Below are 13730 nucleotides of genomic sequence, written 5' to 3' on the forward strand. Positions count from 1 at the left end.
AGGCCATTGCCGAGGCCCCGCGCGACATCTCCCCTTGTCAGGCCGCGGCCCAAAGGCCGCCGGCCAGCGCCCGCCCCGCCCATGGCGGGCGCTTCTCGCCCGCCGGGACGGGCGCCAGCCTCTGTCGTGCTTGGGGCTGACGGTCCAGCGACACGCGGCGCGCGGCCGGGCGGGGAAAGGCAGTGCCTTTCCTGATCCGCCCGAAACCGGTGCTTCAAACCCGCGCCAACTCCGTCGCCAGATCGCCATAGCCGGTGAAGCGCCGCTCATAGGCAAGCCCGAGCTTCGCCGCGCTCTCTGCGGCCTTGGCATCCAGCGCCGCATCCTCGGTCTGCGCCAGATAGACCAGCTTTTCGTAATTGCCGAACATCATCGGAATGAGGCTCGGATGCCGGTCAAACCCCATCGGGCGCCAGACGAAGGCGTCGAACTGCCGGACCAGAAAATCGGTCAGGTAAAAGGCGGTGATTTCGCTTTCGGCATGGGCGGCGAAGGTCTCGTTGCCCTCGAAGAAGGCGTAGCAATGCGGCCCGGGCACCAGCGCGACGCCGAGCCGCGCGCAGGCTTCGGCCAGCTGCCCGCCGGTGCCGCAATCGGCATAGACGACATAGATGCCGTCATAGGCGGCGCGGTGCTTTTCCACCGCCTCGATCACCGCGGCGGTGATTTTCTCGGGCCACAGATGCAGCTTCGCGGGCAGACAGGTCAGGTCGAGATGATCCCAGGCGTTCGCTGTCTTCAGCGCGAGGATTTCATGCGCCAGCGCACCGCAGGCGATCAACAGCACACGGCCGCGCCCCTCGGGGGCGAGCCCCGCCTCGGTCAACCCATCGTCTGAGATCATTCCACCCGCGCCAGAACCCGCATCAGGCCCGCGCCGATCAGCGCGCCAAGACCCAGCGCCGCCATCGGTAGACCGGCCTGAACCGCCAGAAAGATCGTCAGACCCGCTGCCGCAATCACGGCCAGGATCATCGCAAGGAAATGGGGAAGGGGCATCTGCTGCATCGGTCATTCTCCATATCCCTCATATGGGGGGCACGTCGCAAAAGAAAAGGCCCCGAACCAAGGTCGGGGCCTTTCGAAGTCTGTCGCGCAAGGCTCAGGCGCCCATTTGCCCAGCCTCAGGCGCCCATTTGGTTGTGCTTGCGCGCCACCATCGCCTTGGCCATCTCCACCGTCACGGCGGCGTCGCGGCAATAGGCATCGGCGCCGATCGCCTTGCCGAATTCCTCGTTCAGGGGCGCCCCGCCCACCAGAACGATGTAGTCGTCGCGAATGCCCTTTTCCTTCATCGTGTCGATCACGACTTTCATGTAGGGCATCGTGGTGGTCAGCAGCGCCGACATACCAAGGATGTCGGCCTGTTCGCGGTCCAGCGCTTCCAGATAGTTCTCGACCGGGTTGTTGATCCCGATATCGACCACTTCGAAGCCCGCGCCTTCCATCATCATCGCCACAAGGTTCTTGCCGATGTCGTGGATGTCGCCCTTGACGGTGCCGATCACCATCTTGCCCATGCGCGGCGCGCCGGTTTCCGCCAGAAGCGGCTTCAGGATGGCCATGCCGCCCTTCATCGCGTTGGCGGCCAGAAGCACTTCCGGCACGAAGAGGATGCCATCGCGGAAGTCGTTGCCGACCACGGTCATGCCCGCCACAAGCGCCTTGGTCAGGATGTCATAGGGGGTCCAGCCGCGCTCGATCAGGATGTTGACCGCCTCTTCGATCTCTTCCTTGAGGCCATCGTAGAGGTCGTCGTGCATCTGCTGCACAAGCTCTTCGTCGTCGAGTTCCGAAAGGATGATATCGTCTTCATCGGCCATGGCTGTCTCCTGAGCGTGCTTGACTTTGTGATGCGGAAAAAAGGCTTCGATTACTTGCCGTTTTGCGACATGCGCCGGTCCGTCCCCGACGCAAGGGGATTCCGGGCCGAATTGGCATCGGGCGAATCTCTTGCGAAATGTTCTCATTTCGTTCTATTTTTCGCCCATGATGCACGCTTTGCCCCTGCCACTCGACCTGCCGCCCGCCGATCCGCGCCAGCGTTTGCGCGCGCGGGCCGCGGCTGCGAATCCGGTCGGGCGCTTCGAACCCTATGCAAGGATTGTCGACTCCGACGGCTGGGATCTGGTCGAGGACGAGAAACTTCTGCGCACCGAAGTGAGTGTGGAGCGGCCGAAGTCGGTGATCACGAAAAACCAGAGCCCCGATGTGCCCTTTGATCGGTCCGTGAACCCCTATCGCGGCTGCGAACATGGCTGCATATACTGCTTCGCGCGGCCGACGCACGGGTTCCTGGGCCTCTCGGCCGGGCTCGATTTCGAGACCCGGCTGATCGCGAAACCCGAGGCGCCGGACCTGCTGGCCCGCGAACTCTCGAAACGCGGCTATCAGGTCGCGCCGATCGCGCTTGGCACAGCCACCGACCCCTATCAGCCGATCGAGGCGGACTGGGGCCTGACCCGCGGCCTGTTGCAGGTGCTGAGCGATTTCAACCATCCCGTGCTCCTCACCACCCGCGGCGCCGGGGTGCTGCGCGATCTCGATCTGCTCGGCTCGCTCGCCAGGCGCAATCTCGTGCATCTGGCGGTGTCGCTGACGACCCTCGACGAGGATCTGGCACGCAAGCTCGAGCCGCGCGCGCCGACGCCGCAGACCCGGCTGCGGATCATCCGTGAAGCCGCCCGTGCGGGAATTCCCGTGCGGGTCATGGCCGCGCCGATCATTCCGGGGCTGACGGATCATGCGCTCGAAGCGATCCTGACCGAGGCGCGGCGCGCAGGTGCCAAGGCGGCCGAGATGATCCCGCTGCGCCTGCCGAACGAAGTGGCACCGCTTTTCGCCGACTGGTTGGCGCGCCACTACCCCTTGCGGGCGGAAAAGGTGCTGAACGCCATCACGGCTTTCCGCAGTGGCAAACTGAACGACCCGCGCTTCACCACGCGGATGGAGGGCGAGGGGACCGAAGCCGAACTGCTCGCTCGCCGCTTCGAGGTCTCCTGCCGCCGTCTCAGCCTGGCGGCAGGGTTGCCGCCGCTCGATTGCACACGTTTTGCCGTGCCCCCCCGCGCGGGCGAGCAGCTCGAACTGTTCTGACACCTGCGCCTCCGGCAGCGGGGGATGCGTATTTGCACCAAGAAAAAACCCATCGGCTTTTTCTTGGCAAAAATACGCCCTTTCAACGGGTTGGATCAGCCGCGACGGCGGCCTTTGCGCTCGCGGGTCGGGCCGCCCTCGTCATCGCCGGTGCCATCCGAGGCCGAGGAGAAAGCGCCCAGTTTCGCGGCGATTTCCTCAAGGCTCGGGCGCGGGCCGCGCGGGCGGGTCGAAAGCGCCTCGTGCATCGCCTTCAGGTGCACCGGCATCGTGCCGCAGCACCCGCCGATGATCGTTGCCCCGGCGTCGCGGGCGAGACAGGCGTAATCGCCCATCAGTTCGGGCGTGCCGTCGTAATGGATGTGGCCATCGTGGTATTTCGGGATGCCCGCATTGCCCTTGGCGATCAGCGGCCGTTCCGTGCCGGTGGCGACGAAGCCCATCAGCGTGCGCATCAGATCGGCCGCGCCCACGCCGCAGTTCGCCCCGAAGGCCAGCGGCGGGTTCGGCAGTTTTTCCACCAGCGCCGCCATCTGCGCCGAGGTGACGCCCATCATCGTGCGCCCGGCGGTGTCGAAGCTCATCGTGCCGCACCACTCCATGCCCGCCAGTTTCGCGGCTTCGGCGGCGGCCTTGTATTCCTCGGGCGCCGAGATCGTCTCGACCCAGAGCACGTCGGCGCCGCCTTCCTTCAGGCCCTCGGCCTGTTCGTGGAAGATTTCGACCGCCAGCTCATGCGTCAGCGTGCCCATCGGCGCGAAGATCTCGCCCGTCGGCCCGACCGAGCCGCAGACGGCGACCGGACGGCCCGCCTTGTCGGCGACATTGCGGCCGATCTCGGCGGCGATGCGGTTCAGTTCGCGCACGCGGCCCTGCGCATTGTGCAGCTTCAACCGCGCGGCGTTGCCGCCAAACGAGTTCGTCAGGAACAGGTCCGAGCCCGCCTCGACCGCGAAGCCGTAAAGCTTCGCGATCCGGTCCGGATGCTCGACGTTCCACATTTCCGGCGGCTCGCCCGAGCTGAGCCCCATGTTGAACAGGTTCGTCCCCGTGGCCCCGTCAGCAAGCAGCCAGTCGCGGGATTTCAGCAGGCGGGAAAGCGTGTTGGTCATGGGGCCTCTCCTGAACCAAGGTCGGCTTCTCCCTGCCATGGGGCGGGGGAAAGTGCAATTTCCTTTCGTTCAAGATGATCTTGAGGCGAAGACGAGGTTGGGCTGCAATTCCGCGGCGGTCTCGGGCGCGCTCTCTGTCGCGATCGCCGGGCCGGGCAGGGGGGCTGGACGGTGGATGGCGCGGGCGATCTCGGCCGCGGCGAGCATCAGCGCCGCCGGGCTGCGCGCGGCGATGTAGCGGGGGGAAAGCTGCGGGCCAAAGCCCATCTTGAACTGGCGCAGACCGGCCGCGCCCTTGCCCTTTTCGGCGCGCCGCCACAGTGCCGCCGCGGGTCCCGCGCTGTCCTCCGACCGCGGCGGCAGCGCGGCAAGCGAGAGCCGCTTTGCCCCGGCCTTGGCTGCTTCGGTGATCGCGGTGGCGATCAGCGCCTGCATCGTGCCATCGGGCGCATCGGGGGCCGGGCGCATCAGATCAAGCCCCCATTCCGTCGCAGTGGCATGGAAACTGGCGAAACCGACCAGACGCCCCTCGGCGTCACGGGCAAGCAGAACCTGCTGCGCCGAGACGTAATCTTCGGCAAAGCGACCCATCGAAAAGCCGCGCTCGCCGCCATGCGCCGCGGCCCAAGCGCAGGCGAGGTCGGTCATTTCGGCCAGCGGCAGCAGCCCCTGCGCCCGCACCACCTGCAGCCCGGCTTTCTCGGCCTTGCGCAGCTTGCGCCGCAGCCCGGCACGGGCGGGTGTGGTCAGATCGAAGCGGGCGGGATCGAGCCAGACCTCGGTCGCGACGGGGGCGACGACCCAGCCTTCGGCCCGGGCGAGCGCGGCGACGCGGGAGGAAATCTTGTAAAGACAGGCGGTGCGACCCTCGGCCCGGGCCGAGCTTTGCAGCCGTTCGAGCAGCACCGGCACGGGGGCGGTCCCGAACGGGTCAAGCAGCGCCACCAGCGCCCGGCCGCTGCGCCCGACCATCCAGCCGCCGTGGCCGCAATCGGTGGGCAGGAGCCCATGTTCGCCCTGCCGCAGCAGGCCAAGCTCGGACTGCGGGGCGGCAAGGGCGCTGCGCAGCAGGGCGGTCGGGGCCTCGGCCGCGCTCAGCACGGTGCTTTTGCGCAGCACATGCGCCGGGCGCAGCAGCACCAGAGCCACCGCGACCAGCGCCGGCAGGCCGTAATAGACGATCCGCCAGGCAAGGATCGCCGCGATCAGTTCGGGTTGCGAGGTGGCGGGCAGAAGCGAGACGAGGGTGATCTCGAACGGGCCGACGCCGCCCGGAGTGTTTGACACGAGCCCGGCGCCTTGCGCCAGCAGGAACGCCGGGTAAAGCGCGAAAAACGCAAGGGTTTCCGTTTCCGGCAGCAGAGCCCAGAGCGCCGCGGCGGCAAAGGCGGTGTCGAGCGCGGCAAGGCCGAGAATGCGCGCCATCACCGCGAGCGGCGGCAGGCGCAGGGTGAAGCGGCCCAGCCGCAGCCCCTCGGGCAGCACGAGCGTCGTCAGCGCAAGGCCGCCGCCCATGACGAGACCGAGGATCGCGAGCCCCTGCACGGCCATCACCGGCAGATGCGGATGGTTGATCGGCGCGATCAGCAATACCGCGGCGGTCAGCACCGACCAGCCCGCAAGGAAGGTGGCGGCGACGGTCGCGGTGATCTTGCTCGCCTGCGCAAGCGAGGTGTCGGGCAGCATCCGCCAGCGCACCAGCGCCCCCGAGACAAGACCGAAACCAACCGTTTGTGACAGGGCAATCGCAGTCCAGCCGCCGCGCCGGGCGTGGCCGGGCGCGGTTCCGGTGGCCAGCGCCCGGTGGATCAGCGCGTCATATTGCGCGAGCGCCGCGAAAGAGGCGATGGTCGCGCCGATGGCCAGCGCCCAGGACAGGCCATCCACCTGCGCCAGCGCGGCGAGAATCGCCTCGGTGTCGAGATGGGCGAGCTTGTCGCGCAGCACCCAGAGGAAGACAGCCAGAAGGGCGAGACCCAACAACTGCTTGCGTGCCGCGGCGGCAAGTTTCATCCCCTCGGGCAATACGAGGCCCCGCGCCGCGAGCCTTGCCGCAAAGGTCTTTTCGCTGTGACTGGACATGCTGCTCCCCCTCGTGTGACACGTGCGGCAGGATGCAGGGCAAGGGTTAGCAAGCGGTGAAAGGTCGCAGTTTTCCGGCAGGGATGGTTGCCGTTTGTTAACCCTGCGGTTGCGTGGCGTGCGGCCGGGCCCCGGTCGCAAATGAAAACACCGCGCCTTCGGGGAAGGGCGGTGTCACGCATGTCGGAGGCGCCTTGCGGCGCCGCCGATGGATATCCGGAGTGGTTACTCGGCGCTGGCGAGTTGTTTCATCGCTTCGCCCATCGCCTTTTGCAGGGCCTCGCGGATCGTCGACTCGTCGGCCTTGCCCGCCAGATCGGCGACGAGCTTGCGCACGACATCCTCTTTGCCGGCCTCTTCGAAATCGGCGGCCAGAACTTCGGCGACATAGGCCTCAAGCGCGTCGCCGGTCTTGCCCAGCAGCCCGGCCGCCCATTGCGCCGCGATTTTCACCGACCGGGCCTCGGCCTTGAAACGCAGATCGGCGTCATGCGCGAATTTGGCTTCATAGGCATGTTCGCGGTCGTCGAAAGTGGTCATGATTTCCCCCCTTAGTCAGGCTCTCCTCCTCAGATATGGGTTCAACCGCGCCCCGCTGCAAGGATTAATCCGGCCCGTCCGGCCCGGTTGCGCAACCATTGCGCGCGTGGAATGGCGCGCGCGACCGGCTTTGCCTTGCGGGACGGGCGCTCTTGCGCTAATGGGCGCGAAGGCAGTGACCGTGTGCCCCGCACGGCCACCCGTTCGATATTGGAGAGCCCATGGCACCGCGTCGCAAGAAAATCTACGAAGGCAAGGCGAAGATCCTTTACGAAGGCCCCGAGCCGGGAACGCTGGTGCAGTATTTCAAGGACGATGCGACCGCCTTCAACGCGCAGAAAAAGGCGACGATCGAGGGCAAGGGCGTGCTCAACAACCGCCTGTCGGAATTCTTCATGACCGGGCTGACGAATGTGGGGATTCCGAACCACTTCATCCGCCGCCTGAACATGCGCGAGCAGCTGATCCGTCAGGTCGAGATCGTGCCGCTCGAAGTCATCGTGCGCAACTTCGCCGCCGGGTCGATCTCGAAACGTCTGGGGATCGAGGAAGGCACCGCGCTGCCGCGGCCGATCGTCGAATACAGCTACAAGAACGACGCGCTGGGTGACCCGCTCGTTCCCGAGGAATACATCATCGCCTTCGGCTGGGCGAACCAGCAGGATCTGGACGATATCGTCAGCCTCGCGCTGCGGGTGAACGACTTCCTGTCGGGCGTGTTCTTTGGCGTTGGCATCAAGCTCGTGGACTTCAAGATCGAGATCGGCCGGATCTGGGATGGCGATTACATGCGCCTGATCGTGGCAGACGAGATCAGCCCCGACAGCTGCCGTTTGTGGGATGTGAAGACGGGCCAGAAACTCGACAAGGACGTGTTCCGCCGCGATCTGGGCTCGCTGACCGACGCCTATACCGAAGTGGCGCGGCGGCTGGGCGTGATGCCTGCCAATGCGACGCCGATGAAGCCGACGCTGATCAACTGATCCCCCGCAAGGGGCGAGAGGGGCGGTCCTGCGGGGCCGCCCTTTTGGTTTTACAGCACGAAGTCGCTGGCCGTCAGCGTGACAAGACCATCAAGCCGGATCACCGCCTCGGCCGCGGTGTCGCTGTCGGTGTCGAGATAGACGAGCGTGAAGTCGTTCGCGGTGCCCGCGGCATCGGTCTGGGCGAAACGGATCTGACCGCCGCTTCCCGTGCCAAAGGCTGCGGTTCCGGCGAAGCTGAAGCTGTTGTTGCCCGAGCCGATGGTCGAGGCGTCGATGGCGCTCAGATCGATACGGTCGGTGCCGTGGGTGAAATCGGTGATGCGATCGGCGGTGGCGCCGGTGTTCCCGGTCTGGTTGGTCGCGGTGAAGATGAAGCGGTCCGCCCCGGAATTGCCGGACAGCAGGTCTTTTCCGAGGCCGCCCGTCAGAAGATCGTTGCCCGCGTCGCCCATCAGAGTGTCATTCCCGCCCTGACCCAGGATCGTGTCATTGCCCGCAAATCCGCGCACCTGATCGGCCTGGTTCGACATGGTCATCAGGTCGTTTGCCGAAAACATCGATGCAAGCAGCGCCCTGTCGTCGGCGGTATCCGCCGTCAGCATCGCATGCGCCATATCCGAAGCGTTCAGTGATAGGCCACCGATCACGAAAGTCGGCACTTCCGCGACAGTGCCCGGGCCGGGGTCGTCGGTGGTGTATTCGGCGATATAGTTGATCGTGCCACGCGCAGAGCCGGTTGCTTCGTTCAGGCTGAGGTTCGAGCCGACCATGAGGAACGAATACCATGCTCCGCCGTCATCCCAGATCACCTCTCCGAAACTGTTGATCGCCGGATGTGTTCCGTTGGTCCAGCCCGAAAGCCCGATGCTGCGCAATTCGGACGCGAGTTCGGTCCATGACATCGCGCCTTGGTTCAACTCTTGCGCGCCGTCGTTGATGTCGTTGAAATTTGCTCCGGAGATGTTGAAGGCAGAGAAAGCTACAAGGTTTGCCATAGCCGATAGAACTCCAAGGTTGTCGAAAGAACATGCGTTACCACCAGAAGGAGAGTTTTCGCCCGCATTGTGGCGTGTTTCGGCTCTGAAAAACGGCAAAAGACTCCATCTTTAGCGACCGGCTGTCTGGGGATTCGGCATCGATCCGAACGCTGCGCGCTTGCCCAAGGGCAGGGCTTGGGCTATCAGAACCGCAACGGCGGGGCGCGTCCTGCCTGTGCGATGCCCAAGCGAGGAGATCCCGAATGAAAGCCCGTGTGCATGTGATGCTGAAGGATGGGGTGCTCGATCCGCAAGGCGAAGCGGTGCGGCATGCGCTCGGCCATCTGGGCTTCACCGGCGTCGAGGCCGTGCGTCAGGGCAAGGTGATCGAGCTGGATCTGGCCGCCACCGACAAGACCGCCGCCGAAGCCGAGGTCAAGGCGATGTGCGAGAAGCTGCTCGCCAATACCGTCATCGAGAAATACACCGTCGAGATCTGCTGAGGCGGCCGGGGGGCGCTGCCCCCGGACCCCCGGCGTAGTTGAGCCAAGAAAAGCAGGAGCCCTTTCGCGATGAAAGCCGCCGTCATCACCTTTCCGGGGTCGAACTGCGACCGTGACCTTGCCGATGCTTTCGCGAAAGCGGGTGCCGAGGTGGTGCGGGTCTGGCACAAGGATACCGAAATTCCGGCGGGCACCGATGTGATCGGCGTGCCGGGGGGGGCTTCTCCTTTGGCGATTATCTGCGCTGCGGCGCCATCGCCTCGCGCAGCCCGATCGGGCAGGCGGTGGTGGATTTCGCGGGCCGCGGCGGCCATGTGATCGGCATCTGCAACGGCTTTCAGGTGCTGACCGAAATGGGCCTGCTGCCGGGGGCGCTGATGCGCAATGCCTCGCTCAAGTTCCGCTGCCGTTCGCAGAAACTGAAAGTGGCCACGACCGACAGCCCCTTCACCCGGCTTTATGCGGCGGGCGCCGAGGTGACCTATCCGATCGCGCATCACGACGGCAATTATGTCATCGACGCCGAGGGGCTGAAGCAGCTCGAGGGCGAAGATCGCGTTGCCTTCCGCTACATCGACAACCCGAACGGCTCGACCGCCGACATCGCGGGCGTGCTGAGCGCGAACCGTCGCGTTCTGGGGCTGATGCCGCACCCCGAGCGTGTCGTCGAAGATGCGCAGGGTGGCACCGACGGGGCGGCGCTTTTCCGCGCGCTCACCGACATGCTCGCGGTGGTGTGACCGCCGCGCCTTGTTGGGGGCGGCGGCTTCGCCTAAGCTGAGCCCATGACAGCCCTTGCTCCGCGCCCCGATCTGCTTGCCGCTTCCGAGGCCCGTCGCCGCTTTCGCCGGATGGCCTATCGCGCGCTCGCGGCGCTCATGCTGCTGGCCACGGCTTTGGGGGTTTGGCTGACCAACACCTGGCTGACCGAGCGGTTCACCGAGACCACCCGCATGCGCACCGAGCTGCGCCTCGCGCTCTATTCCGGCAACATCCTGTCGGAGCTGCAGCGCACCTCGGTCGTGCCGCTTTTGCTCGCCCGCGACCCCGAGTTGACCAAAGCCTTGGCATCTGGGGATTTTTCCACAACCTCGGGGCTCCTTATCGCTGCGCGCGAAGAGGTGGGGGTGGCCTCGATCCGGCTTCTGGATCTGCAGGGCCGGGTGGTGGGTGCCACCGACCGCAATGTGCTTGGCACCGTCTTCAGCGATGCCGCCTTTTTCGTCGATGCGCAGCGCACCCGCGAAACCGTGTTCTCGGCGGTCGAGGGGATCACCGGCGCGACCGAATTCGTCTATTCGCGCGCGGTTCTGGCCGATGGCAAGCTGGTGGGCGTGATCGTCGTCGGCGCGGATCTGGCGCGCTATGAACGCGCCTGGGCGGGAATTTCCGATGCGGTCGCGGTGCTCGACAGTTCGGGCAAGATCGTTCTGGCGACCGAGCCGCGCTGGCGCGGCCTGACGATGGAAGAGGCGTTGGCGGCGCGTTCGGCTCCCTCGGCGATCGAGCGGGCGTTGCAGGCCACGGCCGACTGGGCGAATGATCCGCCCGATGCCTGGGTGCTGGGCCAAGCCGTGATGCGGACCGAGGCGCGGGTGCCGTTTCGCGGCTGGCGCATGGTCGCCTATACGCCCTATTCCTCGGTGCGTGACCGGGTGAATGCGGTGATTGCGCTTGAAATCATGGGCTTCGCGATCCTTCTGGCGCTGGGGTTCTATCTGATTTCCCGCCGCGCCAAGGTGCAATCCGCCGTCTACCGGCGCGAGTCGGCCGAGCTTCGGGCGCTGAACGCGCGGCTTTCGCGCGAGATCGCTGAACGCGAGCGGGTGCAAAAAGACCTGTCGCTGGCCGAACAGACGCTCGAGCAAAGTTCGAAACTCGCCGTTCTGGGCGAGATGTCTGCCGCTGTCAGTCACGAACTCAATCAGCCCTTGGCTGCGATGAAGACCTATCTGGCCGGGGCGAAGCTGCTCCTGCAGCGCGAGCGCGTGCCGGAGGCGCTGTCTTCCTTCCAGCGCATCGACGATCTGATCGAGCGCATGGGGGCGATCACCCGGCAGCTGAAATCCTATGCCCGCAAGGGGGGCGATGCGGTCGAGCCGGTCGATCTGCGCGCGGCGCTGTCTTCGGCGCTGGCGATGATGGAGCCGCAGCTGAAGGCGCGCACGGTGAAGATCGTGCGCAACCTGCCGCGCGGGCCGGTGATGGTGCAGGCCGACCGCATTCGTCTGGAACAGGTCTTCATCAACCTTTTCCGCAATGCGCTGGATGCGACCAAGGGCTTGCGGGCACCGCGGATCGAGATCACGCTGGTCTCGGCGGACGAGATGGCGGTGCTGACGCTCTCGGACAACGGGCCGGGCATCACCGATCTGGAAAAGCTCTTCGAGCCGTTCTGGACAACGAAGAAACCCGGCGAGGGAACGGGGCTGGGCCTTGCGATTTCCTCGTCGATCATCGGCGATTTCGGAGGCCGGTTGACCGCGCGCAATGGCGAGACGGGCGGCGCGGTCTTCGAGGTGCAGCTGCCGCGACTGACGGCAAGCAGACAGACGCCCGCTTCGGGGCGCAGAGGGACGGAGTAGACCATGGCACGAATGATGAAAGTGGCGATCGTCGATGACGAGGAAGACATTCGTCAATCGATCGGACAGTGGCTGGCGCTTTCCGGCTTCGACACCGAGACCTTTTGTTCGGCCGAGGAGGCGCTGAAGGTGATCGGGCCGGACTGGCCGGGCGTGGTGATTTCCGACATCCGCATGCCGGGCATGGACGGAATGACGTTTCTCAAGCGCCTGATGGGGCTCGACAGCGGCTTGCCGGTGATCATGATCACCGGGCATGGCGACGTGCCGATGGCGGTCGAGGCGATGCGGCTCGGCGCCATGGATTTCATGGAAAAGCCCTTCAACCCGGACCGGATGACGGAACTTGCGAAACGCGCGACGCAGGCGCGGCGGATGACGCTGGATGCCCGCGCGCTGCGCCGCGATCTGGCCGAGGGCTCGGCCGTGGTGGGCAAGCTGATCGGGGTCTCGGCGGCGATGGAGCGGCTGCGTGAAGACGTGCTCGACATCGCGCAATCGGATGGGCACGTGCTGATCGACGGCGAAACCGGCACCGGCAAGACGCTGGTGGCGCATGCGCTGCACGCCGCGGGCACGCGGGCGGGGAAGAAATTCGTCACCATCAGCTGCGCCGCCTATACCGAGGAGGCCTTGGCTGAGAAGCTCTTCGGCCCGGTGGCCGAGGGGCTGCCGCTGGTCGAGGAAGCCCGCGGCGGCACGCTGGTGCTCGAAGATATCGAGGCGCTTTCAACCGGGTTGCAGGCGCGTCTCTTGACGGTCTTGAACGAGCAGGGCACGCCCGCCGAAACCCGGGTAGTTGCGATCTGCAACGCCCATGGCGAGGGGCGCACGCTCGAAGACGTGTTGCGGCCAGATCTGTTCTTCCGCCTCGCGGCGCACAAGCTGACGCTGCCGCCCTTGCGCGCGCGCGGCGAGGATGTGCTGACGCTCTTCACCCGCATGACCGAGGCGTTTGCCGATGATTACGGCTGCGAGCCGCCCGAGGTCAGCGCGCAGGAAGCGGCGCAGCTTTTGCAGGCGCCCTGGCCCGGCAACGTGCGCCAGTTGATCAACGTCGCCGAACGCGCCGTGCTGCAGGCGCGGCGCGGTTCGGGCTCCATCGCGTCTTTGCTGATGGCCGAGACCGACGAGGCGGGCACGGCGATGACGACCGAGGGCAAGCCGCTGAAAGAATATGTCGAAAGCTTCGAGAAGATGCTGATCGACAACACGATGCGCCGCCACAAGGGTTCGATTTCCGCGGTGATGGAAGAGCTGTGCCTGCCGCGCCGCACGCTCAACGAAAAGATGGCGAAATACGGCCTGAGCCGCGGCGACTACACCTGACCGGGGCGGGGGGGGCGCTGCCCCCTCTTTTGGCTGCGTCAAAATTCACCCCCGGCGTATTTCGACCAGGAAAATCCACGCTGCTTTTTCTTGGTGCAAATACGCCGGGGGAGGCCGCTTGCGGCCGGGGGCGGAGCCCCCCGCGCGCGGGTCCGATTTAGCGTTAACCGTTTCTTGACGAAAAACCGATTGTGTTTGTGTCATTTGCGTTGATATTGTCGCAGTGTCGGCAGGACTCTCATCCTGCTCACGGAATTCGCTGATTTCCGGGTCTGAGCCTTCGCGAGCGCGAGGCGGGCCTTGGATCATCCGATTGGTCGCAAGACCGCACTCTTGCCCCCGGGGCTTTGCTGTCAGGGGGGTTGCAAATCGGCGCGGGGCGGCAAGCCCGGCGCTTGGGAAGAACCGCGATGGGTTGCACGGCAACGGGATGGGTGATGACGGGCGGGCCGCTGACGGCCGCCGCCGCCCATGACTGTGTTTGCACCCGAGCCTCAACGACAAACCATGCCCCGCCCGC

At 65.7% G+C, this 13730-nt stretch carries 12 protein-coding genes and 1 pseudogene; 6 read left to right on the plus strand and 7 right to left on the minus strand.

The features are described 5' to 3' along the window. Positions 1–214: 214 nt before the first annotated feature. From ACTTAI_RS09650 to ACTTAI_RS09660, 3 genes are all read right to left on the minus strand, one after another. Complete coding sequence (locus ACTTAI_RS09650; RefSeq protein WP_444455508.1) at positions 215–844, minus strand: DUF1638 domain-containing protein; 630 nt, start codon at positions 842–844, stop codon at positions 215–217. Further along, entirely contained in the window at positions 841–1008 is a 168-nt protein-coding gene (locus ACTTAI_RS09655) for a hypothetical protein (protein ID WP_444455509.1), read from the minus strand. Before ACTTAI_RS09655 ends, ACTTAI_RS09650 begins: the two co-directional genes overlap by 4 nt. Positions 1009–1124: 116 nt before the next feature. Continuing rightward, positions 1125–1823, minus strand: a complete 699-nt coding sequence (locus tag ACTTAI_RS09660; RefSeq protein WP_444455510.1) for a corrinoid protein — start codon at positions 1821–1823, stop codon at positions 1125–1127. Positions 1824–1992: 169 nt separating this feature from the next. Between ACTTAI_RS09660 and ACTTAI_RS09665 the strand changes: the two genes are divergently transcribed. Beyond that, the gene (locus tag ACTTAI_RS09665; RefSeq protein ID WP_444455729.1) at positions 1993–3096 is read left to right on the plus strand and encodes a PA0069 family radical SAM protein; all 1104 of its coding nucleotides are present in this window, start codon (positions 1993–1995) and stop codon (positions 3094–3096) included. A gap of 95 nt (positions 3097–3191) precedes the next feature. Here the strand turns inward: ACTTAI_RS09665 and bmt are convergent, their stop codons facing one another. The 3 genes from bmt to ACTTAI_RS09680 all read right to left on the minus strand — a co-directional run bounded on the left by bmt (position 3192) and on the right by ACTTAI_RS09680 (position 6830). Beyond that, positions 3192–4208, minus strand: coding sequence for a betaine--homocysteine S-methyltransferase (gene bmt, locus ACTTAI_RS09670; protein ID WP_444455511.1), 1017 nt, complete (start codon positions 4206–4208; stop codon positions 3192–3194). Between the two features lie 69 nt (positions 4209–4277). Beyond that, complete coding sequence (locus tag ACTTAI_RS09675) at positions 4278–6290, minus strand: bifunctional lysylphosphatidylglycerol flippase/synthetase MprF (RefSeq protein WP_444455512.1); 2013 nt, start codon at positions 6288–6290, stop codon at positions 4278–4280. Positions 6291–6515: 225 nt separating this feature from the next. Beyond that, on the minus strand, positions 6516–6830 hold the full coding sequence (locus ACTTAI_RS09680) for a DUF1476 domain-containing protein (RefSeq protein WP_444455513.1): 315 nt from the start codon (positions 6828–6830) through the stop codon (positions 6516–6518). A 221-nt stretch (positions 6831–7051) separates the two neighbouring features. Here ACTTAI_RS09680 and purC point away from each other — a divergent pair, with 221 nt between their 5' ends. Continuing rightward, a complete protein-coding gene (purC, locus tag ACTTAI_RS09685; protein ID WP_444455514.1) occupies positions 7052–7813 on the plus strand; it encodes a phosphoribosylaminoimidazolesuccinocarboxamide synthase in 762 nt (253 codons plus the stop codon). 50 nt (positions 7814–7863) lie between these two features. Here purC and ACTTAI_RS09690 read toward each other — a convergent pair whose 3' ends face one another. Beyond that, on the minus strand, positions 7864–8811 hold the full coding sequence (locus tag ACTTAI_RS09690) for a calcium-binding protein (RefSeq protein ID WP_444455515.1): 948 nt from the start codon (positions 8809–8811) through the stop codon (positions 7864–7866). A gap of 245 nt (positions 8812–9056) precedes the next feature. On the opposite strand from ACTTAI_RS09690, the gene purS reads away from it, so the two are divergent. From purS to ACTTAI_RS09710, 4 genes and pseudogenes are all read left to right on the plus strand, one after another. Beyond that, a complete protein-coding gene (purS, locus tag ACTTAI_RS09695; RefSeq protein ID WP_444455516.1) occupies positions 9057–9296 on the plus strand; it encodes a phosphoribosylformylglycinamidine synthase subunit PurS in 240 nt (79 codons plus the stop codon). A gap of 69 nt (positions 9297–9365) precedes the next feature. Next, positions 9366–10036, plus strand: a pseudogene (purQ, locus tag ACTTAI_RS09700) (phosphoribosylformylglycinamidine synthase subunit PurQ). A gap of 111 nt (positions 10037–10147) precedes the next feature. Next, the gene (locus ACTTAI_RS09705; RefSeq protein ID WP_444455730.1) at positions 10148–11881 is read left to right on the plus strand and encodes a sensor histidine kinase; all 1734 of its coding nucleotides are present in this window, start codon (positions 10148–10150) and stop codon (positions 11879–11881) included. Between the two features lie 3 nt (positions 11882–11884). Further along, entirely contained in the window at positions 11885–13210 is a 1326-nt protein-coding gene (locus tag ACTTAI_RS09710; protein WP_444455517.1) for a sigma-54-dependent transcriptional regulator, read from the plus strand. Positions 13211–13730: the final 520 nt, after the last annotated feature.

Origin of the sequence: Rhodobacter capsulatus (assembly GCF_052363175.1) — a bacterium.
Lineage (GTDB): Bacteria > Pseudomonadota > Alphaproteobacteria > Rhodobacterales > Rhodobacteraceae > Rhodobacter > Rhodobacter capsulatus_D.